The sequence below is a fragment of the Bradyrhizobium sp. JYMT SZCCT0428 genome (genome assembly GCF_018131075.1).
Lineage (GTDB): Bacteria > Pseudomonadota > Alphaproteobacteria > Rhizobiales > Xanthobacteraceae > Bradyrhizobium.
Genome location: NZ_JAFCLS010000001.1, coordinates 187,949 through 213,174, shown reverse-complemented (window position 1 = coordinate 213,174; position 25,226 = coordinate 187,949). Strand labels below are relative to the sequence as shown.

Below are 25,226 nucleotides of genomic sequence, written 5' to 3'. Positions count from 1 at the left end.
AAATGCTAGCAGAGTCTTCGCCTCGACATAGCCCGGATTTTGCGACTATCTTGGCCGCATGACAGGCCATGACCACGACCACCACGACCATCATCACCACCACGATCACGACCATTCGGAATTGTCGGAGACCGAGCTGCGGGTGCGCGCGCTGGAATCGATCCTGACCGAAAAGGGCTATGTCGATCCGGCCTCGCTCGATCTCCTGATTGACCTGTATGAAAAGAAGATCGGCCCGCGCAACGGCATCCGCGTCGTCGCAAAAGCCTGGAGCGATCCGGCCTATCACGCGCGGCTGATGAAGGATGCGACTGCGGCAATCGCCGAGCTCGACTATAGCGGCCGTCAGGGCGAGCACATGGTGGTGGTCGAGAACACACCCGCGCAGCACAACATGGTCGTCTGCACGCTCTGCTCCTGCTACCCGCATCCGGTGCTCGGGCTGCCGCCGGTGTGGTACAAATCCGCGCCCTATCGCTCCCGCGCGGTCTCCGATCCGCGCGGCGTGTTGCAGGATTTTGGCGTCGCCCTGCCCGAGACGACAAAGATCCGCGTCTGGGATTCCACCGCCGAAATCCGCTACCTCGTGCTGCCCATGCGGCCCGAAGGCACCGACGGCTGGAGCGCCGAGCAGCTCGCCGAACTCGTCACCCGCGACAGCATGATCGGCACCGGACTGCCGAAGCAACCCGGCGAGACCGCCTGATGGACGGCGCGCACGACATGGGCGGCGCCAAAGGTTTTGGCCCCGTCGTGCCCGAACCGAACGAGCCGGTGTTTCATGGCGAATGGGAGCGCCGCGCCTTCGCGCTGACGGTCGCGATGTCACGTCCCGGCGGCTGGAACATCGACATGTCGCGCTTTGCGCGCGAAAACCGCCCGCCCGAGGATTACCTCAGCAAGAGCTATTTCCAGATCTGGCTCGCCGGTCTGGAAACGCTGATGATCGAGCGCGGACTGGTGACATCAGAGGAAATCGAGGCCGGCAAGGTACTCTCGCCGCCCAAGCCCGACGTAAAGACCCTGCCCCCGCAGGACGTCGTGCCGACGATCCGGCGTGGCGCCTCGACCGAACGCACGCCAACGTCGCCCGCGCTGTTTGCGGTCGGCGAGACGGTGAGGATGAAAGAGATTCATCCGCCGACGCATACGCGGCTGCCGCAATATGTCCGCGGGCATCTCGGCACGATCGAGCTCAATCACGGGTGCCATGTGTTCGCCGATCTCAATTCGCTCGGCGTCGGCGAGAACCCGCAATGGCTCTACACGGTGCGATTCGACGGACCTGAATTGTGGGGCAAGGACACCGATCCGACGCTCAGCATTTCGGTCGACGCCTGGGAATCCTATCTGGAGCGCGTGTGATGAATTTGACCCCGCAACAGGCGATGCGGGCGGCGGTCGCCGTCCCCGGCGTGCCGCGCGACGAGGATGGCCCGGTGTTCCGGGAGCCCTGGGAAGCCCGCGCCTTTGCGATGGCGCTGGCACTGCACGAGGCCGGGGTTTTCACCTGGAAGGAATGGGCGCAGACACTCGGCGCAGAGATCAAGCGCGCCCAAGCCGCCGGCGATCCCGATACGGGCGAGACCTATTACCAGCACTGGCTGGCGACGCTGGAGACGCTGGTCGCCGCCAAGGGTGTCACGACGTCGGATGTCCTGCACCGCTATCGCGACGCCTGGGATCACGCCGCCGACCGCACCCCGCACGGTGCGCCGATCGAGCTGACGCCGGGTGACTTCGGCTAGCCTCACCTATGCGCCCTTCGAGGCCCGCTATTTCCACGTGTCGATCGCCCGCGATTGGCCGACGGTGCCTGAACCATCCAATCAATGGATCATTCGATCCAATAATTAATCTGCCGCGGCATCGGTCCCTGTTTACTTCGCCAATCCGGACTGCATAGTCTACTCAGGAAAATAAGGCTGTCGGCCAACGATGCCGGTAGCGACAAATAAAACATCGAGGGAGGACAATCATGAAGCGAAGAGATTTTCTCGGAGCTGGCGCCGCGACGTTTGCTTTGGCTGCGACGGGCGGCATCGGCGGTGCGGGACGCGCGTTTGCCCAGACCAAGATGGTCATCAGAGCGTCGGATGTTCACCCGCTCGGCTATCCGACGGTCGAGGCCGTGGTGCGCATGGGCAAGAAGCTGGAAACCGCGACCGACGGCCGGCTTAGCATTCAGATGTTCCCGTCGATGCAGCTTGGCGGCGAAAAGGAGATGATCGAGCAGGCCCAGCTCGGCGCGCTGCAGATGGCCCGGATTTCCGTCGGCGCCGTCGGCCCTGTCGTGGACGACGTCAATGTCTTCAACATGCCGTTCGTGTTCCGCGATTCCAAGCACATGGAAGCGGTGATCGATGGCGAGATCGGCGACGAGCTGCTGGCGAAGATTTCGGCGAACGAGAAGACCAATCTGATCGCACTGTGCTGGATGAATGCGGGCTCGCGCAACATCTACAACAGCAAGCGGCCGATCAAGACGATGGCGGATTTGAAGGGCCTCAAGGTCCGCATGATGGGCAACCCGCTGTTCGTCGATACGATGAACGCGCTAGGCGGCAACGGCGTCGCACTGGGCTTCGACCAGGTCTTCAGTTCGATGCAGACCGGTGTCATCGACGGCGCAGAGAACAACCCGCCCTCCTTCATCGCCCAGAACCACAATCAGGTCGCAAAATACTTCACGATGACCGAGCATCTGATCATTCCCGAACTGCTCGTCTTCTCGAAGATCTCCTGGCAGAAACTGACGCCGGCGGATCAGGCGCTGATCAAGAAACTGTCGAAGGAATGCCAGGCCGAACAGCGCGTGCTGTGGCACGAGGCGGAGAAAGTCGCGATCGACAAGATGAAGGCCGCCGGCACCGAGATGATCATGGACGTCGACAAGAAGCCGTGGCGCGATGCGGTCAAGCCGGTCTGGGACAAATACGGCGCCAAATACGCCGAGATGGTCAAGCGCATCGACGCCGTGAAGTAGGCCCAGCGGATGAATACGCAGACTGGAGTGGCCGGCGATCCCGGAGCCGGACTGTTCCGCAGTGCCATGAACGCAGTTTACTGGACCGGCGCCGTGATCGCGTGTGCGGCGCTCGTCCTGGTCTCGGCGATCATTCCCTGGGCGGTCTACACCCGCTATATCCTGAACAGCGCGTCGTCCTGGCCCGAGCCGCTGGCCGTCTTGCTGACGGTCGGCATCACCTTCATCGGCGCCGCGAATTGCTATCGTCAGCGCATCCATATGAACATGACGGTGGGCACCGATCTGCTGCCCCCTCGACTGCGCCCGGCGGCCGCCGTGATCAGCGAGCTGTTGATGGGTGCCGTGGCGGTTTTCATGCTGGTGTGGGGCATGAAGCTCGCTCTGGCGACCTGGGGCAATTCGGTCGATGAGTTTCCCTGGCTTTCCGTCGGCGTCACCTACCTGCCGATCCCGATCAGCGGCGCCATGATGCTGCTGTTCGTGATCGAACGGCTGACCATCGGGCCTCCGCCATCGAGCGGCGGCCATCCCCACGTCCCTATCGAATAGCGTTTCCCCTTCCAGCACGGACGTCCGATGGATATCGTAGTTCTCCTTCTCAGCATGGTCGTCTTCTTCGCCATCGGCATGCCAATTGCCTATGCCATGGCGTTGTCCGCGCTGGTCGGCGCGCTGTGGATCGACCTTCCGGTCGCCGCGATCATGCAGCAACTGTCCAGCGGTGTCGGCAAGGTGTCGATGCTGACCATTCCGTTTTTTGTCCTGGCCGGCGCGATCATGGCCGAGGGCGGCATGGCGCGACGTTTGGTGGACTTTGCCGCCGTCATCGTCGGCTTCACCCGCATTCGCGGCGGGCTGTCGCAAGTCAACATCCTTGCAACGACGATCATGAGCGGCATCTCCGGCTCGTCCGTCGCCGATACCTCCGCGATCGGCTCGGTGATGATTCCGCAGATGGCCAAAAAGGGCTACCCGCGCGTCTTCGCGACCAATGTCACCATCAGCGCCTCGCTGCAGGCCATCGTCGTTCCGCCGAGCCACAACGCCGTGATCTATTCGCTGGCGACCGGCGGGGTCGTCTCGATCACGAGCCTGTTTTTGGCGGGAATCCTGCCCGGTTTGCTGCTGGGCTTTTCGCTGATGCTGTTGTGCTTGTTCTATGCGTATCGCGACAAGCATCCGAAGGGCGAACCGGTGCCGATCCGGCAGGCAGCCAAAATGCTGGTTGAAGCCCTGTGGGGGATCGTGACGCTTGTGATCGTGCTCGGCGGCATCCTCACGGGCGTCTTTACGCCGATCGAGGCCGGCGCCGTGGCCTGCGTCTGGGCGTTCTTTGTCACCATGTTCATCTACCGTGATTACAAATGGTCGGAACTGCCGCAGCTGGCCTACCGGACGCTGCAGACCGTAGCGATGGTGCTGACGCTGGTCGCCACCGCATCCTGCTTCGGCTACATCGCAGCCATCATGCAAATGCCCGCGAAGATGACGGAATTCTTCGTCGCGATTTCAGCCAACAAATACGTGCTGCTGATGTGGCTCAACATCATGCTGCTGGTGCTGGGCACGGCGCTCGATCTCGCGCCGCTGTTGCTGATCTGCACGCCGATCCTGCTGCCGGTGGTCAAGAGCTTCGGCATCGATCCTGTGCATTTCGGCATCGTCATGCTGCTCAATCTCGGCATCGGCCTGTTGACGCCGCCGGTCGGCACGACGCTGTTCGTAGGCTGCGCGATCGGCAAGGTGTCCGTCGACGACATCATGCGCGAAATCTGGCCGTTCTACTACGTGATGTTCGCGGTACTGATGATCGTGACCTACATTCCCGCGATCTCGCTGTGGCTGCCGCACTCGTTCGGGTTTCACTAGCTAAAGCGTTTTCGAGCGAAGTGGACACCGGTTCGCGTTAAGAAAATGCGTCAAGACAAATAACTAGGTAGCCGCATATTCGCGCCAGCCCTTGGCGCGCAGCGCGCAGGCCGGGCATTCGCCGCAGCCATAGCCCCAATCGTGCTGGTCGCCCCGCTCGCCGAGATAGCAGGTGTGGGAATGTTCGCGGATCAGGTCGACCAGCCCTGCCCCGCCGAGGTCATGTGCAAGCTTCCAGGTCGAGGCCTTGTCCAGCCACATCAGCGGTGTGTGCAGTTCGAATTGTCTGGCCATGCCGAGATTGAGGGCGGACTGCAGCGCCTTGATGGTCTCGTCACGGCAATCCGGATAGCCGGAATAATCCGTCTCGCACATGCCGCCGATGATGTGGCGGATGCCGCGCCGGTACGCCAGCGCTGCGGCAAACGTCAAAAACACCAGATTGCGGCCGGGCACGAAGGTGTTGGGCAGCCCGTCCTCACCCATCGCAATCGCAACGTCGCGCGTCAGCGCGGTGTCGGAAATCTCCGCCAGCGTCGGAATCTCCAGCGTATGGCTCTCGCCGAGCCTCGAGGCCCAGTCCGGCCGCAATGATTTGATGCCCGACAGCAGACGATCGCGGCACCCAAGCTCAATTGCGTGACGCTGGCCATAGCTGAAGCCGAGCATTTCGACGCGCGCGAAGCGCTGCAGGGCCCAGGCCAGGCAGGTGGTGGAATCCTGTCCGCCGGAAAACAGCACCAGCGCGGTTTCGGATTGGAACGGATCGCTCATGAAGCCCCATTACCATTCCCGGGCGCGCAGGCCAATCGGTGGAAATCAACCCGGTTTCGGCACGTTCCGCTGGGATCAGCCCGCCGCTTGCGGCATAAAGCCAAGGTCTGTCCTCTCCCCGACGTCGGTAAACCCATGACCCCTTCCCGCGATATTTCCCGGCTGCTCGAAATCATGGCAGCGCTGCGTACGCCGGTCACCGGTTGCCCGTGGGACCTCGAACAGAATTTTGCGACGATCGCGCCCTACACTATCGAGGAAGCCTATGAGGTCGTCGACGCCATCACCCGCGGCGATCTTGACGATCTTCGCGAGGAGCTCGGCGATCTCCTGCTACAGGTCGTCTATCACGCACGTATGGCCGAAGAACAGAACGCCTTTGCTTTCGGCGACGTCGTCGAGGCGATCACGAAAAAGATGATAAGGCGGCACCCGCACGTCTTCGCCGACAAGGACGGCAACATCCAGCCGGCCGGCGTCAAGAGCGCCTGGGAGCGCATCAAGGCCGAGGAGAAGGCCGAACGTGCCGCGCGCAGGCCGCCGGAGCCGGCCGAACCCACCAAATCGTTGTTGTCGAGCGTCAAGGCGGGCCAGCCCGCGCTGACGCGCGCGATGGAATTGCAGCGCAAGGCCTCCACCGTCGGCTTCGACTGGAACGATCCCCGGGCCGTGCTGCATAAAATCCGCGAAGAGGCCGACGAGATTGAGGCCGCGCTCGACAAGGGCGATGCGGAAGAGCTCGCAAGCGAGACCGGCGATCTCCTGTTCGCCCTGGTCAATCTGGCGCGGCATGTCGGCGCCGATCCCGAAACCGCGCTGCGCGGCACCAACGCGAAATTCGAGCGCCGCTTTGCCTATATCGAGCGCGCGTTGGCAGCCAAGGGCCGCTCACTCGAGGGCGCGTCGCTCACCGAGATGGACGGGCTCTGGAACGAAGCCAAGGTTGAAGAACGTTCGGAGGCGCCAGCATCGGCCAATTCACACGGTGGACGGGGCTAAGCACGCCTCACGCCGCGTGCGGCACGGCTCCGAACCGCGACACCACGATGTCGTGTTTGGTCTCGTCGACCCGCACCGTCATGTCGAACCGCTCGCCGTGAAGCTCCTTGGTAAGCACTTCGGCGTTGCGATGCAGCCAGCTGATGCCGGCGCCATCGGAGGCGTCGATCGATAGATCGAGCGTCATCCGGAAGGCGGCGAGCCGATCCTCGATCGCGGTCAGCAGCGTCTCGATCCCCTCGCCGGTTTCGGCGGACACCAGGAAGCACGGCCGCTCTTCCGGCCGGCGCGCGGCGATGTTGCGCAGGTTGTCACGCTCCTCGGGATCGAAGCGATCGATCTTGTTCCAGACTTCGAGGATGCGCGCGCCTGCGTCCGGGTCGATCCCGAGCTGACGCAGCACCGCGTCGACGTCGCGCTCCTGCGCTTCGGCGTCTTCATGCGAGATGTCGCGGACGTGCAGGATGATGTCCGCTTCCAGCACCTCTTCCAGCGTGGCGCGAAACGCGGCCACCAGTTGCGTCGGCAAATTGGAAATGAATCCGACCGTGTCCGACAGCATCGCCTTGCCGCCATGCGGCAGGGTCAGCGCGCGCAATGTAGGATCCAATGTAGCAAAGAGCATGTCTGCAGCCTGGACGTCGGCGCGCGTCAGGCGGTTGAACAGCGTCGACTTGCCGGCGTTGGTGTAGCCGACCAGCGCGACCACACGATACGGCACCCGCTGCCGGCCGGCACGATGCAGCCGCCGCGTCGCCTGTACCTTCTTGATTTCGTTCTCGAGCCGCGTGATGCGGTCGCCGATCAGGCGGCGGTCGGCCTCGATCTGGGTCTCGCCGGGGCCGCCCATGAAGCCGAAGCCGCCGCGCTGGCGCTCCAGATGGGTCCATGATCGCACCAGCCGGCTGCGCTGATAATTCAGATGCGCGAGCTCGACCTGCAGCGAGCCCTCCTTGGTCTTGGCGCGACGGCCGAAGATTTCCAGGATCAGCCCGGTACGGTCGAGCACCTTGGTGTCCCAGGCCTTCTCGAGATTGCGCTGCTGGATCGGCGACAACGCGCAATCCATCACCACGAGTTCGATGTCATGGCCTTTGATGAGGCCGAGGATCTCCTCGACCTTGCCCTTGCCGAGATAGGTTGCGGGCCTGATCTGGCTGATTGGAGCGATCAGGGAATCGGCGACCGTCAGGTCGATGGCGCGCGCCAGACCTGCGGCCTCCTCCAGCCGCGCCTCGGAATCGCGCACGGCCTCGTTCGCCTGCGCATCGGCATCGCCGCGGCGCATACGCAAATAAGGACCGATGACGATCACCCGTCCGGTCTGTCTGCCCCCCGCCGACCGCGGACGGTCGGCGCCCCCTTCACGATTGAGGGGTTCCAATCAGGTCACTCTCAAGCCGGAGCATCCTCACCGCCTTCGAACAACTGGATCGGAGCGCCCGGCATGATGGTCGAGATCGCGTGCTTGTATACAAGCTGCGAATGACCGTCGCGCCGAAGCAGCAGACAGAAATTGTCGAACCAGGTGACAATCCCCTGCAGCTTTACTCCGTTGACCAGAAAGATCGTTAGTGGCGTTTTGGTTTTGCGAACGTGATTTAGGAAGGTGTCTTGTAGGTTTTGTGCGCGGTCTGCCGCCATTGTTTTTGTCCCGCCGTCTTGTGCTTCTTTTTGTTAACCGGTTGTTGCTCTCTCACGGAGCCTGCCCCGGTTGCCGGCTTCCCCTGAGATCCCCCTCCGGTCGGCTCGGCAGTTCGATTAGAGGGTACGCGCGGTTTTTAGGCAAGCCAGTTCGCGCGTCACCCACGCGGAACCTAGTGACCATTCTCCGTAGAACTCCGGAAAGAGATGAATATTCTCAAGCAACTGCATGGATCGGTGGCGCAGATTCGCTTGCGGCCGATGCCCGGCTCGCACGCGAATAAGCGATGCAAATACCTCTTCGCGCAACAAGCGCTCAACCAACTCCGAGCGCTTTGAGCTTGCGATGCAGGGCCGAGCGCTCCATGCCGACGAATTCCGCTGTGCGAGAGATGTTGCCCGAGAACCGGCTGATCTGGGCAATCAGATAGTCGCGCTCGAACACTTCGCGCGCCTCGCGCAGTGGCAAGCCCATGATGTGCTCGCCATTGTTGCTGGTCGGCATCGCCGGCACCATCGAGCCGACGTCCTGCGGCAGCATGTCGGCGGTGACGATCGCTTCCGGCCCGCCGCCGGCCAGAATCATCACGCGCTCGACGTTGTTGCGGAGCTGGCGGACGTTGCCGGGCCAGACATGCGACTGCAGCACCGCCATCGCATCCTGGCCGATCTGGCGTTTCGGCAGGCCGGTCGCGATCGAAATCTGATCCATGAAGTAGTCGATCAGTTCGGGAATATCTTCGCGGCGCTCCGACAGCGGCGGCACCCGGATCGGCACCACCGACAGCCGGTGATAGAGGTCCTCGCGGAATCGCCCTTCGGCGATCTCCTCCTCCAGATTGCGCGCGGTCGACGAGATGATGCGGACGTCGACATGGACCTTGGCGGTGCCGCCGGAGCGCTGGAAGGTCTGATCGACCAGCACGCGCAGGATCTTGTTCTGGGTTTCGCGCGGCATGTCGGCGATTTCGTCGATGAACAGCGTGCCGCCATGGGCCTCTTCGAGCGCGCCGGCCTTGCGCGCCTGTTCGCCATTGGTCTGCTCGACCCCGAACATTTCGACTTCCATCCGCTCCGGCGTGATCGCCGCTGCGTTGATGACGACGAACGGCCCTTCGGCGCGGCTCGAGGCGTGATGCAGCGTCCGCGCCGCCAGCTCCTTGCCTGAACCGGGAGGGCCGACGATCAGGATGCGGCTGTTGGCCTTGGCGGCCCGGTCGATGGTCTGGCGCAGCTGGTTCATGCAGGCCGAGCGCCCGGTCAGAACGCTAGCAGCCGGAGCCAGTTGCTTGAGTTCTTTTACCTCGCGCTTGAGGCGCGAGGTTTCCAGCGCCCGCGTCGCCACCAGGATCAGGCGGTCCGATTTGAACGGCTTTTCGATGAAGTCATAGGCGCCGCGCTTGATGGCGGCGACCGCCGTCTCGATGTTGCCGTGGCCGGAGATCATCACCACGGGCACGTCGGCGTGATCCTTCTTGATTTGCTCGAGCAATTGCAGGCCGTCGAGCTTGGAGCCCTGCAGCCAGATGTCGAGAAACACCAGATGGGGGCGGCGGTTGGCGATCTCTGCGAGCGCCGAATCGCTGTCACGCGCGGTCCGCGTGCTGAAGCCCTCATCGTCGAGAATGCCCGCAACAAGGTCCCGGATATCTGCTTCGTCGTCGACAATCAGAATGTCACTGGCCATGGGTTACACCTGTCTTGTCAGTTGCCTGTTGCGGCTTTGATTTTTGGTTCATCATTAGTCGCGTTTGCCGCCTCATTGGTTTCGGAAGCCGGCGCTTTTGTTTCGCCGCCCTGCTCTTTTACGGCCGCAGCCGGTTCTTTCGCTTCAGCCTTCGGCGCCTGGCCGGACACGGCAAAGCGCAGCCGCATCCAGGCCCCACGCTGCCCCGGCCGGAAGTCAGAGGCATCCTTGAGCTCGATGCGGCCGCCATGGTCTTCCAGCACCCGCCCGACGATCGCGAGCCCAAGCCCGGTGCCTTTCTGCCGCGTCGTCACGTAAGGCTCTAGCAGGCGCGCGCGAGCCGTCTTCGGCAGGCCGATACCGTTGTCGATCACATCGATCACGATGTCGTCGTTCTCCTGCGCGGCGACGACATCGATACGACCCTTGCCAAGCTCGTCCGGCGGAACCTGCTCGATTGCTTCGGTCGCGTTCTTGATGATGTTGGTCAAAGCCTGCGAGATCAGCCGGCGGTCGAACTGCGCCCGGATCGGATCTTGCTTGATTTCGGTCTCGATATCGAGGTCGGGATGCCCGACCTTCATCAGGAATACCGCCTGCCGAACGGTATCGGCGACGTCCTCGCCTTCCATTACCGGCTTCGGCATCCGCGCAAAGCGAGAGAACTCGTCGACCATCCGCCTGATGTCGTCGACCTGGCGCACGATGGTGTCGGTACATTGCTCGAAGATGCCCTTGTCCTCGACAATGACCTTGCCGAACTTGCGGCGGATACGTTCGGCCGAAAGCTGGATCGGCGTCAGCGGATTCTTGATTTCGTGGGCGATGCGGCGCGCGACGTCGCCCCAGGCCGAGGTGCGCTGCGCGGAGACCAGATCCGTGATGTCGTCGAGCGTGATGATGTAACTGTCGCGCGATTGCCCGGTCTGTTCGGCAGTGACGCGGACCGACAGATTGCTCTCATGGCCGTCGCGGGTGATGGTGATCTGGCCCTGCACCAGCTTTTGCGTACCCTCGCGCGCGGTTTTCATCATGTCGTCGAGTTCGGGCAGCACATCCGACAGCGGATGGTCGAGCGTTTCTGATTCCACATGACCGATGAGTTTTTCCGCCGAACGGTTCAGGATGCCGACACTGCCGGAGGCATCGACGCCGATGATGCCGGCGCTGGCCGAGGACAGCACCGCTTCGATGAAACGGCGGCGGCTATCGATCAGGTCGCTGGCGCTGACCAGTTCGTCGCGCTGAGTGCGCAGTTCCTGGGTCATCTTGTTGAAGGTCTCGCCCAATTGGGCCAGATCGCCTTCCGATTTATGGACGGGTACCTGGACATGCAGATCGCCGGTGGAGACGATGTTGGCGGCGCTCATCAAATTACGGATCGGCGCCACGAGCCAGTTGGCAAAGTTCAAGCCGATCAGCACCGACGCCATCAGGATCGTCAGCGCGATCACAGCGAACATCAGCGCGAAGGCGACCTGGATGCCGAGCCGGCGTGCTTCAATCTGGGCATATTCGGCGACGCTGGCCTGGGTCTGCCGCAGCTGCCCAACCACGCGTGGATCGAGCAGACGCGCGACGTAGAGAAAGGTATCGTCGAAAGCCCGCAGCCGGACCACCGCTGCGACGTAATTTTCCTCCGGGAAAACCGAAATCTCGGGTTTGTCCTCGCCGACATTGTCGAGCAGTTCCTTTGGCGGCGTCGCAAAGGCTTGCCTGATGCCGGTTTGCGCAGACACTACGACGTTGCCTTCCTTGTCGAGCAGCATGGTGCCCGGCAAGTTGCGCTTGGAGGCGCTCGCCGTCAGCAATTCCAGAAACGTACGCCGGTCCTGCACGAACAACGGCCACGCGTTGGCGATATCATTGGCCATGCCCAGGATGTCGCCATTGATGAGCTGCGCGTGCTCGTAAGTGTAGGCCCGCGCGATGATCAGCGAATTCTGGATCACCTCCCGCGTCGGGCCCGAGAATAGCCGGTCGAGACCGCGATCGATGGTGACGTTGGCCACGATCGCCACCAGCACCGCCGGCAGCACGGCAATCACCGAGAACAGACCCACGATCTGGACGTGCAGCCTTGCCGCCGCCCTGCCACGGCGCCGCGCCTGCACCACCAGCCAGACTTCGCGGATGATGATGGCAACCAGCAGCAGGATGGTCGCCGCATTGATCAACAGGAAGGAGTAGACGACGTTGCGCGAAGGTTCGATCGGCGTCAGGCCGCTCAGCACGACAAAGGTCAGGAACGCCGATAGCAGCGCGATCCCGACCGCAAACGGCGCCACCCATTTCCGCAGGATTCCTCCTGTGGATTGGGCAAGCGACGGGTCAAATGTAGGCGCCGAGGTCTCTGCGGTGGTCATTCCGGCAATCGGTGAGCTGAAAGGCTTTGTGTCCGCCTGCCGCGGACTGATGCATTCATATCACAATGTTGCCAAATTGCGACAATTCCGCGGCGCACCCCGCCGCGAAAGCGTTCTGTTCCAGTATTTCGACGAGATCTAACCGGCTAGCCCCCGCTGCGGTAGACCTGAATATCCAGATCCCGGATCTTCTTCCGCAGCGTGTTGCGGTTGAGGCCGAGCAAATCGGCGGCACGGATTTGGTTGCCGCGTGTCGCCGCGAGCGCCGCCGTGAGCAGCGGCACCTCGATTTCCTTGAGGATGCGATGGTAGAGGCCCGGCGGTGGCACGCCGTTCGGGAAGCCCGAGAAGTGCGACGACAGGTAGGCCTCGACCGCGCCGCCGAGATTCTCGACACCGAGCGGCGCATTGCCCCCCGAAGCCACGGCGGGCGGCGCCAACTCGCCGTCGATCACTGAACCCGTGATGACGTCCTGCGGATAGAGCGCTGCCAGGCGGCGCGCGAGATTTTCAAGCTCGCGCACGTTGCCGGGCCAGCGGTGCTGCTTGAGCCGCTCCAGCGCCAGCGTGTCCAGCTTCTTGGGCGGCAGCCCGTCTTTCTCGGCGAGCGAGAAGAAATGCCGGATCAGGTCGGGCAGATCCTCGATGCGCTCGCGCAGCGGCGGCAGCCGCAGCGGCACCACGTTGAGACGGAAGAACAGGTCTTCCCGGAACAGGCCCTGCTGAATCAGGATGCGCAAATCCTTGTTGCTCGCCGCCACGATCCGCACGTCGGTCTTGATCGGGGTTCGCCCGCCAACGGTGGTGTATTCGCCCTGCTGCAGTACCCGCAGCAACCTGGTCTGCGCTTCCATCGGCATGTCGCCGATTTCGTCGAGAAACAGCGTACCACCCTCGGCCTGTTCGAACCGGCCGGAGGCCCGCGTATTGGCGCCGGTGAACGCGCCGCGTTCATGGCCGAACAGTTCGGACTCGATCAGGTCGCGCGGGATTGCCGCCATGTTGACCGCCACGAAGGGGCCATTTCGCCGCTTGCCGTAATCATGCAGCGCGCGAGCGACCAGTTCCTTGCCGGTGCCGGATTCGCCGGAGATCATCACGGTGAGGTCGGTCTGCATCAGACGCGCCAGCACGCGATAGATTTCCTGCATCGCCGGCGAGCGGCCGACCAGCGGAATGGAATCGAATTCACCTTCGTCGGCAGAACTCGCCACCCGCTCCTTTGGCTCCGCCAAGGCGCGCCCGACGATGGTGATCAGCTCCTTCAGGTCGAACGGCTTCGGCAGATATTCATAGGCGCCGCGCTCCGAGGCCCGGATTGCCGTCATGAAGGTGTTCTGCGCGCTCATGACGATAACGGGAAGGTTCGGCCGCATCTTCTTGATCCGCGGCAGCAGGTCGAACGCGTTCTCGTCGGGCATCACGACGTCGGTGATTACGAGGTCGCCCTCGCCCTGGCTCACCCATCGCCACAGCGTCGCCGCGTTTCCGGTCAGGCGCACCTCGTATCCGGCGCGCGAGAGAGCCTGGTTTAGAACTGTGCGGATGGCGGTGTCGTCATCAGCGACAAGTATGCTACCTGCGGGCATCATTATTCCTCATCTTGCGGCCTGTGAGGCAGGCGATGGCGTACCCGAAACGTCATCGCGATTGCTTTGGTCGAATTGTTTAGTGGAGCTGAACATCGGCAGCAGCACGCGGAAGGTCGTCTTCCGCGGCTGGGATTCGCATTCGATGATACCGCCGTGATCGCCGACGATTTTTGCGACGAGCGCGAGACCGAGCCCGCTCCCGGTTTGCTTAGTGGTCACGAACGGATCGAACAGGTTCGGCAACAGGTCTTCCGGCACGCCGGAGCCGTTGTCCTTGACGCAGAATTCAAGCGGCAGCGATACCCGCGACTTCTTGCCCGGCACCGACAGGCGAACCCCCGGGCGGAACGCGGTGGTAAGCTGGATTTCAGCATCGCTGCCGAGATCAGCGACCGCCTCGGCGGCGTTCTTCACCAGATTGAGGAAGACCTGAATGAGCTGGTCCTGATTGGCCAGCACCGGCGGCAGCGACGGATCGTATTCCTCGACGAAGCGGACGTTGCGGGCAAAGCCCGATTGCGCCAGCCGTTTGACGTGGTCGAGCACGGAATGAATATTGACGGGACCGCGCGCCACCGGCCGGTCGTCGCCGAACACTTCCATACGGTCGACCAGCGTGACGATGCGGTCGGCCTCGTCGCAGATCAGGCGCGTCAGCATCCGGTCCTCGGACGAGGCCGCCTGCTCGAGCAATTGCGCGGCGCCGCGAATGCCGGACAGCGGGTTCTTGATTTCATGCGCCAGCATCGCCGCCAGCGCGATCACCGAACGCGCCGCGCTCCGATGCGTCAATTGCCGGTCCATCTTGTCGGCGATGGTGCGCTCCTGCAGCATCACGACGATGTGGCCCGGCCGCTCCGTCAGCGGCGCAACGTGAAGATCGACCTGGCGGTCGCCGCCGATCCTGGGCGTGCCGAGATCGACCTTGTATTCGTTGACCGGCGAGCCGCTCGATCGCACCTGATCGATCAGCGCCAGCAGCGGACTGCCGAATGGCACCAGTTCCTTCAGCGACTGCCGTTGCAGGAACTGGGTCGAAATCTCGAAGAACGATTCGGCTGCGATGTTGGCGTCGATGATGCGCCCGTCGGGCGCGATCAGCAGCACCGGATTCGGCAGCGCATTGAGAATCGCATCGCTTTCGGACGGCAGACGCCGGCGTTGTTCTGCGGCCGAATTCATGCTGCAGCACTCCATGCAAAATCGTCGTAGGCGTCTTGGAGCGATCGATGTACCCGGTGCGAATTCTCCGACGTCAGTATCTTTTGCCGCCAGCTCTTGAGCTTCTCCGCCGGCGCGCGGCTGCAGTCGGCAGCGATATCGAGCGCCCAGCCGAGATGCTTGCGCGCGTGCTTGAGGCCAATGCGCAAACCGTAGAGGCGGCAGACTTCGTCATAGAGCGCGCGGATGTGGGCGAGCTGTTCCGCCAGCGAGGGAGCGGCTTCGGGCTTTCCGGTTTCCAGCTGGCGTCCGATCTGGCCGGGCAGCCAGGGCTGCCCCTGCGCACCGCGCCCGATCATCACGGCATCGGCGCCAGACATTTCGAGCGCGCTGACCGCCTTCTCGAACGACGCGATGTCGCCATTGACGACGAGCGGCACCGTGATCGCATCCTTGACCGCGCGCACCGCGCTCCAGTCCGCCTCGCCCTTGTAGAACTGGGAGCGCGTGCGGCCGTGCACCGTGATCATCTGCACGCCGGCGGCTTCCGCGCGCCGCGCGAGTTCGGGGGCGTTGAGAGAGCCATGGTCCCAGCCGAGCCGCATCTTCAGCGTCACCGGAACCTTGACCGCAGCGATCGTCGCTTCGATCAGTTTCAGCGCGTGGTCGAGATCGCGCATCAGCGCCGAGCCGGACTGGCCGCCGGTCACGTGCCGCGCCGGGCAACCCATATTGATATCGATGATGTCGGCACCGGCAGCCTCGGCAACCCTCGCCCCTTCCGACATCCAGTGGGTTTGACAGCCTGCGAGCTGAACCACGTGCGGGCCGATCCCGGTCGCCTCGCAGCGCAACACCGACATCGGCCGGCCATGCACGAGATCGTCACTGGCGGTCATCTCGGAGACCACGAGTCCCGCCCCAAGGGCGGCGGCAAGGCGCCGAAAGGGGGCGTCGGTAATGCCGGACATCGGCGCCAGGAGAACCCGGTTAGCGACCGAAATATCGCCTATCTTCAACGTCTTAGGGCGTGGGTCGTCCAGGCCGGTCACGGTGTTCTCATTGGTCTGGCAGCAGCGGCATTGCTACTGTCGGCGCATATTGTGAGCACAAATCTTGTGCAGTCAAGCTTCATGCCTACACTTTAGACAGTTCTATCATTTGTGCAAGTGCACTGCAACAAAAACTGCTTTTCCCACAGCTATTGGGAAACGCTCTGTTTTTACGCATTCGGCATGGTAAGGGCTGTGCGCCGCAGGGGCCCGATCCCCTCTCCTCAACCCGATCCGTCCGTAACTAAGAGTCAAATGCCGAAACCTGAGCGTACAGCAGCCATTCTCGTCGCAGCCGGGCGCGGACTTCGCGCCGGCGCGGGAGGGCCCAAACAATACCGTACGATCGGCGGGCAGACCGTGATCTTCCGGGCGATGGAAGCGTTCTGCCGCCACTCCGAAATCTTCGCCGTGCAGCCGGTTGTGAACCCCGACGACGCAGCGGTCTTCAACGAGGCCGTCGCCGGTTTGCGCCATCAACCACCCACCAATGGCGGCGCAACGCGCCAGGCCTCGGTGCACGCCGGGCTCGAGGCGCTGGCCAGCGACAAGCCCGACATCGTTCTGATCCACGACGCGGCGCGGCCCTTCGTAACACCGGCGGTGATTTCGCGCGCGATCGACGCCGCCGGCCGCACCGGCGCCGCGGTTCCTGCGATCGCCGTCACCGATACGATCAAACAGGTTGGTGAGGCCGGCGATGTCGAAGCCACGCCGGACCGCGCGCGGCTGCGCATCGCCCAGACGCCGCAGGCGTTTCGTTTCGACGTGATCCTCGAAGCGCATCGCCGCGCCGCGCGCGAGGGCCGCAGCGATTTCACCGATGATGCCGCGCTCGCCGAATGGGCGGGATTGACGGTGGCGACCTTTGAAGGCGATCCTGCGAACATGAAGCTCACGACACCTGAAGATTTTGTCCGCGAGGAAGCCCGCCTCGGCGCCATGCTCGGCGACATCAGGACCGGCACCGGCTACGACGTGCACGCCTTCGGCGACGGCGATCATCTGATGATCTGCGGCGTCCGTGTGCCGCATACCCGCGGCTTTCTCGCCCATTCCGACGGCGACGTCGGCCTGCACGCCATGGTCGACGCCATCCTCGGCGCGCTGGCGGACGGCGATATCGGTTCGCACTTCCCGCCCAGCGATCCGCAGTGGAAAGGCGCCGCTTCCGACAAGTTCCTCAAATATGCGGTCGATCGCGTCACCGCCCGCGGCGGCCGCATCGCCAATCTCGAGGTCACCTTGATCTGCGAGCGGCCCAAGATCGGACCGCTGCGCGATGTCATGCGCGCGCGCATCGCCGAGATCACCGGGCTCGACATTTCCCGCGTCGCCGTCAAGGCGACCACCAGTGAACGGCTTGGCTTTACCGGCCGCGAGGAAGGCATCGCCGCGACCGCGAGCGCCACCATTCGTCTTCCCTGGAGCGAATAGCATGAGCGGCAGCGACGCCCGCGCCCTCTCCCGCTCGCTGCTCGATCTGTGCCGGATGCGCAAGCTGACCATTGCGACCGCGGAATCCTGCACCGGCGGCCTGGTCGCCGGCGCGCTCACGGATATTCCCGGTTCCTCTGACGTCATCGACCGCGGCTTTGTCACATATTCCAACGATGCCAAGCGCGCGATGCTCGGCGTCAAGGTAACGACGCTGGCGACCTTTGGCGCCGTCAGCAAGGAAACCGCAACCGCGATGGCGGTCGGCGCGCTGGAGAAGGCCGGCGTCGATCTGGCCGTCTCCATCACCGGCATTGCCGGTCCCGGTGGCGCCACACCCGGCAAGCCGGTTGGGCTCGTGCATTTCGCGGTCGCCTCGCGCGACGGCCGCATCCTGCATCGCGAACATCGCTTTGGCGCCATCGGCCGCACCAGCGTGCGCCAGCGCTCGGTGGTCGAGGCGCTGCGCATGCTGATGGAGCTGGCGCGCGGACCGCAGGCATCCGTCAAACCGCGCCGCGAGGCCGTGAGCCGGCTCCGCCCGCGTGTCGCGCGATCGACCCGGGGCAGCGCCGTCAAGCGACGACGGCCGCCGAGATCCTAGCGAACCGCTTCATCACTTCGCCGCGGCCAACGCCTTGGCGCGGGTTTCGCTGAGCGAAGCCGCCGGCGTCAGCGCCTCCGGGCTGATCGTGAGTTCGATGATCGCCGGCAAGCGCGAGGCCACCGCCTCGTCGAAGGCCTTTGCAAAATCTTCGGTACGGTCGACCCGGGCGCCGAAGCCGCCAAAGGCACGCGCGAGCGCGGCGAAATCAGGGTTCGCCAGATTGGTGCCGGACACCCGGCCGGGATAATGCCGCTCCTGATGCATGCGGATGGTTCCGTACATGCCGTTGTTGCAGACGATCACGATGAGGGGCAGCCGGTTTTCGACCGCGGTCATGAACTCGTTCCCGGTCATCTGGAAGCAGCCGTCGCCGGCGAATGCGATCACCGGCCGGTTCGGGTGCAGATGCTTGGCCGCAACCGCCGCCGGCAAGCCGTATCCCATTGAACCGGATGTCGGCGCGAGTTCGGTCCGGAACTGGCGGTAGCGCCAGAAGCGATGAACCCAGACGGCGTAGTTGCCGGCGCCGTTGCAGATGATCGCATCCTCCGGCAGCCGTTCGCTGAGATCACGTACGATCCGCGACAGCTGAACATCGCCGGGCGAACGGGTCGGCTCATTGAAGGCGAGATAGTCCGCGTGCGCTGCCTTCAGTTCATCACCGCGCGGCTGATGCTTCGGCTTCAGCTTGGCTATCGCGGCCGCGAACGCCGCGCTCCCGGCAATGATCCCCAGTTTCGGCGCGTGAACGCGGCCGATCTCCTCCGGATCCGGATAGATGTGAACCAGCGGCTGCTTCGGCTGCGGAATGTCGAACAGGCTGTAGCCCGATGTCGTGATTTCCCCGAGCCTGGCGCCGAGCGCAATAATCAGATCGCTGTCACGAATCCGTTCGGCGAATTTCGGGGAGATGCCGATGCCGACATGGCCGGCGTACGCAGCGTGCAGATTGTCGAAATAATCCTGGCACCGGAATGAAGCGCTGACGGGCACCTCATGCGCGGTCGCGAACGCTTCGAGGTCGCGGCGCGCCTTATCGCTCCATCCGCCGCCGCCGACGATCAGCAACGGCTTGCGTGCCGCGGCCAGCAACTCCTCGAACTGTTGCAGGCTTTCCGCGCCCGGCGCGACGGTTTGCGGCTTGTAAGGCTGCGCATCCGGAACGTCAGCCTCGTCGGTCAGCATGTCCTCGGGCAGCGCCAGCACGACAGGCCCGGGCCGGCCGGAAGTCGCCGTATAAAACGCCCGCGAGATGAATTCGGGAATTCTGCGCGCGTCGTCGATCTGGGCGACCCATTTGGTCATCGGCCCGAACATCTGGCGGTAGTCGATCTCCTGGAACGCCTCGCGCTCCATCATGTCCCGTCCGACCTGGCCAAGCAGCAGGATCATCGGCGTCGAATCCTGAAACGCGACATGAACGCCCGCGGAGGCGTTGGTGGCGCCGGGGCCGCGCGTTGCAAAGGCGATGCCGGGCTTTCCGGTGAGCTTGCCATAGGCATCCGCCATCATGGCCGCGCCGCCCTCATGCCGGGAATTGACGAAGCGGACCCGCTGGTTCTGGTACATGCCGTCCAGCGCCGCCAGAAAGCTTTCCCCGGGCACGCCGAACACGGTGTCGGCGCCGTGCAGGGCCAGTTGATCGATCAGAATATGCCCGCCACTTCGCATGGGTGCCTTGATGTCCATCACTTGGTCCTTCCGTTCCGCAAATCGTATAGCATTCAACCGCCCTGATTTCGATCTTGCGGCCGGATGCGGGCCTCGACACCGGTGACGGCCTCGTAGGCCTTGATCACGGCGGTGCAGGACTCGCCGTCATGGCCGAGCAAGGCGGCCTGCCGGTAGGTCTGGTGCACGGCATCGGCCATGAAGCCCGGCAATCCGGCGTCTTCCAGCCAGCGCGCGTAATAGCGCACGTCCTTGCGGGCGTTCGCCAGCGACATCAGCGGGGTAAAGTCGCCATCGAGCGTCGCCTGGCCATGGAGGTCGAGCATGCCGCTCTTGCCGCCGGCGGCCGAGATGATGGTGATCAGTTGCTTGAGGTCGAGGCCGTCCTTTGCCGCCAGCGCAAATCCCTCGCACCACGCCGCAACGTTGGCAAAGGCGATGTAGTTGTGGATCAGCTTGAGACGGATGGCGTGGCCGAGCGGGCCGATGTGGAAGATGTTCTCCGCATAGCGCTCGAAATAGGGCCTGAGCTCGCCGAGCAAATCGGCCTCCCCGCCATAGAGCACGTTGACCTTGCCGGCGTCCGCGTGCTTCGGGGTGCGCGTCATCGGCGCCTCGGCATAGCGCCCGCCGGCGGCGCGGACCAGCCGATCAAGTTTATCGACCATTTGCGGACTGCCGGTGGTGTGATCGACGACGACGAAGTTCGGCGCCGGGCGGGCGAGCAGTCCGTCGGGCCCCGTCAGCAGCGCCTCGACGTCCTCGGCTGCATTGACGCAAATCATGATGATGCGGCATTCGCCGATGTCGCGAACACTGCCCGGCGCCGTCGCGCCCTGGGATTTGGCAATGGCCACCGCCTCAGGGTTCAAATCGTACGCCGTGACGGCGACGCCTTTGGCGAGGAGGTTCTTGACGAGCCCGCGCCCCATTCCGCCGAGACCAATGAAGCCGACGCGTTCCAATGTCGTCATGTCACGCCCGCTTTCCATAAACCACATCCGCCCGCTTTTCGAACGCCGCGGCAAAGCGGTGGAACGCTGTATCGAACATCGTGCCCATCAGCATCGCCAGCATCCGGCTCTTGAATTCGTAGGAGAGGAAGAATCCGACATCGCAATCGGTTTCGGATTTGGGCTCGAAGTTCCAGCGGTTTTCCAGATTGCTGAACGGCCCCTTCAAATACTCCACCAGGATCTTCAGATTGGGACGGTCCAGCGTCACCCGGCTGGTGAAGGATTCCCGCACCAGCTTGAACGACACCGTCATGTCGGCGACCACGATCTCGGTGCCGTCAGGCTGCGCCGTGCGCTGACGAATTTTGAGCGAATGGCACAACGGCACGAATTCCGGATAGCGCTCGACGTCGGCGACCAGATCGAACATCTGCTGGGCGGTGTGACGTACCCGCCGCTTGCTTGAAAAGCGCGGCATCAGTGCACGCCCTCCGCGCCTTCCCGCCGTCCAAAACTCGCCAGATACCGGTGTGCCTGCGCCCTGTCGGTAAAGCAGATCAGGAATTGATCAGCTCGAAGTCCCTCTAGATATTGCAGCAATTTCGGCCTTTGCTCCCGTCGATATGTCCAGACGTAGCGCAAGAACTCGACGTTGATCCGTTCCGGACAGCCCTCCGCCATCTCTGGCCGCACGCGTCCATAGCTCGTGGCGATCCTGCTCATGAGGCCGACCATGCAGCTTCGCCTTGGCAGGTCAAACCAGATGACGGCATCGGCAACGCTGCGCCTGACATCACCGGCCCACCAGATATAATCGCCGTCGATGATCCAGCGAGGCAGGCGCACCGCCTCGGTGACGCGTGCTTCAAACTCGGTGGCGTCCGACGGCTTCCAGCCCGGCTTCCAATAGAGCGCATCCAGCGACACGACCGGGATGCCGGTGATTTGAGATAGCCGACGCGCAAACGTCGACTTGCCCGATCCGGGCGAGCCCATGACAAGAATTCGATCCATAACACCACGCCCGGAATCAGCGGGATCGCGCCGCGCGCGCCGCCTGCAGCTTGGCGAAATCATCGCCAGCATGATGTGAGGAGCGGGTCAGCGGGCTCGCCGACACCATCAGGAACCCCTTGGTGTAGGCAACCTTCTCGTAGCCCGCGAACTCGTCCGGGGTGACGTAGCGCATCACCGCGTGGTGCTTGCGGGTCGGCTGCAGATATTGCCCGATGGTGAGGAAGTCGACATCCGCCGAGCGCAGATCGTCCATCACCTGCAGCACCTCGTGGCGTTCCTCGCCAAGGCCCACCATGATGCCGGACTTGGTGAAGATGGTCGGATCGATTTCCTTGACCCGCTGCAGCAGCCGGATCGAATGGAAGTAGCGGGCGCCCGGCCGCACCGTGAGATAGCGCGACGGCACGGTTTCCAGATTGTGGTTGAACACATCGGGCTTTGCGGCCGCCGCGATCTCCAGCGCGCCTTCCTTGCGCAGGAAGTCGGGCGTCAGGATCTCGATGGTCGTGGTCGGGCAGCGGGCGCGGATCGCGCGGATGGTTTGCGCAAAATGCTCGGCGCCGCCATCGGCGAGATCGTCGCGATCGACTGATGTCACGACGATATGGGCGAGCCCGAGCTTGAAGGTGGCCTCCGCGACATGTTCCGGCTCGGCGGCATCGAGCGCGCCGGGCATCCCGGTCTTGACGTTGCAGAACGCGCAGGCCCGCGTGCAGGTGTCCCCCATGATCATGAAGGTGGCGTGCTTCTTGTCCCAGCACTCGCCGATATTCGGGCAACCGGCCTCCTCGCACACCGTGACGAGGCCGTTTTCCTTGACGATCTTTCGGGTGTCGGCGTAGCCGCGGGTATTCGGCGCGCGCACCCTGATCCAGTCCGGCTTCGGCGGCGACAGCGCATCCGGCCGGTTCACCTTTTCGGGGTGGCGCGGGCGAACCTGGTTGGATGAGACGGTATCGACGAGAACGACCATTTGGAGCCTGAATATTCCTGGAGACTTTAGCTAATCCGTGTCGCGTTGCGCCGCAACCTCGTTGCGGAAGGCTGTAGCTGGGGTTGCGGAAACCTAGCAGAGGCAGGCACCATATTGGGAGCTTTCCTCCTGTTCCCGCTGATTCTCGCCTCAAAATGGTTCAAAAGCCCCAACCGGCCGAAACCAAGGCCCCTCGCCTCGGCAAGGCCCTGAAACGCACGTTTTTTGCCCGCAGCGTGCATGAGGTGGCGCCCGACCTGATCGGGACGACGCTGCTGGTCGACGGCGTCGGCGGCATCATCGTCGAGGTCGAGGCCTATCATCACACCGATCCGGCTGCACATTCGTACCGGGGCCCGACACCGCGGAACCTCGTGATGTTCGGTCCGCCCGGTTTTTCCTACGTCTATCGCTCCTACGGCATTCACTGGTGCGTCAATTTCGTCTGCGAAAAGGAAGGCTCGGCCAGCGCGGTGCTGATCCGCGCGTTGCAGCCGACCCACGGCATTCCGGCAATGCGCCGCCGCCGCGGCCTGCATGACGAGCGCGCGCTGTGCTCGGGCCCCGGCAAACTGTGCGAGGCGCTTGGGATCACGATCAAGCACAGCGAACTGCCGCTCGATGCGCCGCCGATCGCGCTGCATGCGCGGATTGGTGACGCGGAAATCGTCACCGGCATTCGCATCGGCATCACTAAGGCGGTGGATTTTCCCTGGCGGTACGGGCTGAAGGGCTCGCGCTTTTTGAGCAAGGCGTTTTGAGACGCTTGCTTGTCATTGCCGGGCTTGACCCGGCAATCCATCGCCTCAGAAAATGTTCTTGCGAAGATTGATGGATGCCCGGGTCAAGCCCGGGCATGACGAGTTGTAACTGCGGCGTCATCTTGCTCAAACGCACCTTCGCATTCTCGCGACGCATTGCGCCCGAGGTTTGCAAGTAACTTCCTTGCCCTCCAAAGAGAGGGCGCAGGGAAGACCGGGTGCGCGCTGCACCCGCGGTCTCGTGTGCGAATTGTGCTAAGTAGGCTGCACACGAGCATACAGGGCAGCGGAGAACACCCAGCCTTCCCTGCGCAATGGCTTTACGGCTTATGACGCGCTCTCCCCGGTGAGACGGCCTCTATTGCCACCGTCGCCCCTCGGAAGCGTTAGCTCCCTTAAGGCTTAACGCTGTTACGGGCGCCAGGACCACACGCTTTCGCCGTACGCTTCAGCCGCGACCGTCAATCGCAACTGTTACGTCCATCGCAACCCGCCCCTCGTCGTGACGACGGCCGACGCCCCTCTGAGTGGGACGGGATAACGCAAACTCGTAGAGATGATTTGCCCGACGAGGAAAGCGGAATTTTGCCCGTCGGGTTAATTTGTCGCACCGCTGTCTCTACGTCGTCATTGCGAGCCAACGGGTCGCGCGAATGCGCGCCCGATGACAGGCTCCGCGAAGCAATCCATGCCTCGGATTGGGGAAATATGGATTGCTTCGCTACGCTCGTTCATCGCGTTCGCGTCGCTAACCGTCAACCATCACGCGCCGGCCGGTTTCTGCCACGAAGTTCAGCTATGAACGATTCGGTCAAACCGGCGCCCCTCAACCCCGCATTGGTTTGACTGGCCCGGCGTGTGGTGGGGACGCAGCGTTGCGCGTCGGGCCACCTGATCATGGCAATGATCGTGCGGCAGCGAACCCGATTCAAACGCTTAGCTCTACGGGTGCGCTTGCTGCAATCCGAAAAAGCAAATGAACCCCTCGGCTACGGCGCCGCGGCGGTCATTGCACGGACGCGCGGCGGTGCCATTTCACGATCCGTCTGGCCACGAGGATGGCCGCAGCTGCATAGGCGACGCTTACGGCCATGAATGCGAAGGAGGGGAGCTGGAGTGCTCTCATGTGCACCAGAACAAGGGGAAAATAGAATGCGGCGCTCATGAGGACGAGGGCCGCCCAATGCGACATGAACCCGATTGCCCGGGAAATCCCCATGAAAAAGAACGGCATCAGAAACATGCCGACCGCGATCCCGCTTCCGATCGCCTGCCAAAGCGGCGGGGCCGGACGAGGGCCGAGATAGCTGGTCTGGCAAGCCATCAGGATGCCCCAGGCAATTGATGCTCCAGCCGCGGCGGCAATGAACGCGGGCTGATCGTTGCCAAGGAAAACCTTCGCAACGCGCATGGCAATCGATTTCCTGCGCGGTTCTGACATTGGTCGTGGCAAGCCCATGTTCGAGATTGTCTCTACCGCCGCAATCTGCCTTGAACCCGCGATTCCCGGTGTGATGCCCCGCACAGTTCGTCATCCCGAAAGCGAAATTCGAAGGAGGGCGGTAGGGCGGATTGGAGCGAAGCGTAAATCCGCCTTGCGGGTGCACGTGATTCAAATCACTGAAATTCAACCGCCGTGGCCGCACCCTGCCGGAAGAATCGAAGGATGAT

25 protein-coding genes are annotated in these 25,226 nt (G+C 63.2%); 11 read left to right on the top strand and 14 right to left on the bottom strand.

From position 1 onward, the window contains the following. The first annotated feature begins 58 nt into the window (after nt 1–58). From nthA to JQ575_RS01100, 6 genes are all read left to right on the top strand, one after another. A complete protein-coding gene (gene nthA, locus JQ575_RS01125) occupies nt 59–706 on the top strand; it encodes a nitrile hydratase subunit alpha (RefSeq protein WP_212031429.1) in 648 nt (215 codons plus the stop codon). Then, a complete protein-coding gene (gene nthB / locus JQ575_RS01120) occupies nt 706–1,365 on the top strand; it encodes a nitrile hydratase subunit beta (protein WP_212031427.1) in 660 nt (219 codons plus the stop codon). Before nthA ends, nthB begins: the two co-directional genes overlap by 1 nt. Next, nucleotides 1,365–1,748, top strand: coding sequence for a nitrile hydratase accessory protein (locus JQ575_RS01115; protein WP_212031426.1), 384 nt, complete (start codon nt 1,365–1,367; stop codon nt 1,746–1,748). The genes nthB and JQ575_RS01115 overlap by 1 nt, the downstream gene beginning before the upstream one ends. Before the next feature lie 230 nt (nt 1,749–1,978). Beyond that, entirely contained in the window at nt 1,979–2,986 is a 1,008-nt protein-coding gene (locus JQ575_RS01110; protein WP_212031425.1) for a TRAP transporter substrate-binding protein, read from the top strand. Nucleotides 2,987–2,995: 9 nt separating this feature from the next. Then, nucleotides 2,996–3,538, top strand: a complete 543-nt coding sequence (locus JQ575_RS01105; protein ID WP_212031424.1) for a TRAP transporter small permease — start codon at nt 2,996–2,998, stop codon at nt 3,536–3,538. A 27-nt stretch (nt 3,539–3,565) separates the two neighbouring features. Beyond that, the gene (locus tag JQ575_RS01100; RefSeq protein ID WP_212031423.1) at nt 3,566–4,858 is read left to right on the top strand and encodes a TRAP transporter large permease; all 1,293 of its coding nucleotides are present in this window, start codon (nt 3,566–3,568) and stop codon (nt 4,856–4,858) included. 63 nt (nt 4,859–4,921) lie between these two features. Here the strand turns inward: JQ575_RS01100 and queC are convergent, their stop codons facing one another. Further along, nucleotides 4,922–5,632 (bottom strand): 7-cyano-7-deazaguanine synthase QueC, encoded by a 711-nt coding sequence (queC, locus tag JQ575_RS01095; RefSeq protein WP_212031422.1) that lies wholly within the window; start codon nt 5,630–5,632, stop codon nt 4,922–4,924. Between the two features lie 135 nt (nt 5,633–5,767). On the opposite strand from queC, the gene mazG reads away from it, so the two are divergent. After that, nucleotides 5,768–6,631, top strand: a complete 864-nt coding sequence (gene mazG / locus JQ575_RS01090; RefSeq protein ID WP_212031421.1) for a nucleoside triphosphate pyrophosphohydrolase — start codon at nt 5,768–5,770, stop codon at nt 6,629–6,631. Nucleotides 6,632–6,638: 7 nt separating this feature from the next. On the opposite strand, the gene hflX is transcribed toward mazG, so the two are convergent. The 7 genes from hflX to dusB all read right to left on the bottom strand — a co-directional run bounded on the left by hflX (nt 6,639) and on the right by dusB (nt 16,100). Further along, nucleotides 6,639–8,015, bottom strand: a complete 1,377-nt coding sequence (gene hflX, locus JQ575_RS01085) for a GTPase HflX (RefSeq protein WP_212031420.1) — start codon at nt 8,013–8,015, stop codon at nt 6,639–6,641. Nucleotides 8,016–8,026: 11 nt separating this feature from the next. After that, nucleotides 8,027–8,275, bottom strand: a complete 249-nt coding sequence (hfq, locus tag JQ575_RS01080; protein ID WP_006020546.1) for an RNA chaperone Hfq — start codon at nt 8,273–8,275, stop codon at nt 8,027–8,029. 316 nt (nt 8,276–8,591) lie between these two features. Further along, nucleotides 8,592–9,962 carry a sigma-54 dependent transcriptional regulator gene (locus tag JQ575_RS01075; protein ID WP_212031419.1) on the bottom strand — a complete coding sequence of 457 codons (1,371 nt, stop codon included), beginning with the start codon at nt 9,960–9,962 and terminating at the stop codon, nt 8,592–8,594. A 17-nt stretch (nt 9,963–9,979) separates the two neighbouring features. Then, complete coding sequence (locus tag JQ575_RS01070; protein WP_212031418.1) at nt 9,980–12,328, bottom strand: PAS domain-containing sensor histidine kinase; 2,349 nt, start codon at nt 12,326–12,328, stop codon at nt 9,980–9,982. A 146-nt stretch (nt 12,329–12,474) separates the two neighbouring features. Further along, complete coding sequence (gene ntrC / locus JQ575_RS01065) at nt 12,475–13,917, bottom strand: nitrogen regulation protein NR(I) (RefSeq protein ID WP_192735943.1); 1,443 nt, start codon at nt 13,915–13,917, stop codon at nt 12,475–12,477. 9 nt (nt 13,918–13,926) lie between these two features. After that, nucleotides 13,927–15,102, bottom strand: a complete 1,176-nt coding sequence (locus JQ575_RS01060) for a nitrogen regulation protein NR(II) (protein WP_212031417.1) — start codon at nt 15,100–15,102, stop codon at nt 13,927–13,929. Continuing rightward, complete coding sequence (dusB, locus tag JQ575_RS01055) at nt 15,099–16,100, bottom strand: tRNA dihydrouridine synthase DusB (RefSeq protein WP_212031590.1); 1,002 nt, start codon at nt 16,098–16,100, stop codon at nt 15,099–15,101. The genes JQ575_RS01060 and dusB overlap by 4 nt, the downstream gene beginning before the upstream one ends. A 288-nt stretch (nt 16,101–16,388) precedes the next feature. On the opposite strand from dusB, the gene JQ575_RS01050 reads away from it, so the two are divergent. Then, nucleotides 16,389–17,570 (top strand): bifunctional 2-C-methyl-D-erythritol 4-phosphate cytidylyltransferase/2-C-methyl-D-erythritol 2,4-cyclodiphosphate synthase, encoded by a 1,182-nt coding sequence (locus JQ575_RS01050; RefSeq protein WP_212031416.1) that lies wholly within the window; start codon nt 16,389–16,391, stop codon nt 17,568–17,570. 1 nt (nt 17,571) lies between these two features. Further along, nucleotides 17,572–18,174, top strand: coding sequence for a CinA family protein (locus tag JQ575_RS01045; protein WP_212031415.1), 603 nt, complete (start codon nt 17,572–17,574; stop codon nt 18,172–18,174). A 12-nt stretch (nt 18,175–18,186) separates the two neighbouring features. Here JQ575_RS01045 and JQ575_RS01040 read toward each other — a convergent pair whose 3' ends face one another. The 5 genes from JQ575_RS01040 to lipA are packed head-to-tail and all read right to left on the bottom strand — an operon-like array spanning nt 18,187 to nt 22,794. Beyond that, nucleotides 18,187–19,866, bottom strand: coding sequence for a thiamine pyrophosphate-binding protein (locus JQ575_RS01040; protein ID WP_212031414.1), 1,680 nt, complete (start codon nt 19,864–19,866; stop codon nt 18,187–18,189). A 35-nt stretch (nt 19,867–19,901) separates the two neighbouring features. Then, nucleotides 19,902–20,822, bottom strand: coding sequence for an NAD(P)-dependent oxidoreductase (locus tag JQ575_RS01035; protein ID WP_212031413.1), 921 nt, complete (start codon nt 20,820–20,822; stop codon nt 19,902–19,904). 1 nt (nt 20,823) lies between these two features. Next, nucleotides 20,824–21,282 (bottom strand): type II toxin-antitoxin system RatA family toxin, encoded by a 459-nt coding sequence (locus JQ575_RS01030; RefSeq protein ID WP_212031412.1) that lies wholly within the window; start codon nt 21,280–21,282, stop codon nt 20,824–20,826. Beyond that, complete coding sequence (locus JQ575_RS01025) at nt 21,282–21,818, bottom strand: DNA topology modulation protein (protein ID WP_212031411.1); 537 nt, start codon at nt 21,816–21,818, stop codon at nt 21,282–21,284. The genes JQ575_RS01030 and JQ575_RS01025 overlap by 1 nt, the downstream gene beginning before the upstream one ends. A gap of 16 nt (nt 21,819–21,834) precedes the next feature. Then, complete coding sequence (lipA, locus tag JQ575_RS01020; protein ID WP_212031410.1) at nt 21,835–22,794, bottom strand: lipoyl synthase; 960 nt, start codon at nt 22,792–22,794, stop codon at nt 21,835–21,837. Nucleotides 22,795–22,949: 155 nt separating this feature from the next. On the opposite strand from lipA, the gene JQ575_RS01015 reads away from it, so the two are divergent. Beyond that, nucleotides 22,950–23,555, top strand: a complete 606-nt coding sequence (locus JQ575_RS01015; RefSeq protein ID WP_212031409.1) for a DNA-3-methyladenine glycosylase — start codon at nt 22,950–22,952, stop codon at nt 23,553–23,555. 1,006 nt (nt 23,556–24,561) lie between these two features. On the opposite strand, the gene JQ575_RS01010 is transcribed toward JQ575_RS01015, so the two are convergent. Then, nucleotides 24,562–24,966 (bottom strand): hypothetical protein, encoded by a 405-nt coding sequence (locus tag JQ575_RS01010; RefSeq protein WP_212031408.1) that lies wholly within the window; start codon nt 24,964–24,966, stop codon nt 24,562–24,564. On the opposite strand from JQ575_RS01010, the gene JQ575_RS01005 reads away from it, so the two are divergent. Next, the gene (locus tag JQ575_RS01005) at nt 24,965–25,225 is read left to right on the top strand and encodes a hypothetical protein (protein WP_212031407.1); all 261 of its coding nucleotides are present in this window, start codon (nt 24,965–24,967) and stop codon (nt 25,223–25,225) included. The genes JQ575_RS01010 and JQ575_RS01005 overlap by 2 nt on opposite strands. Nucleotide 25,226: the final 1 nt, after the last annotated feature.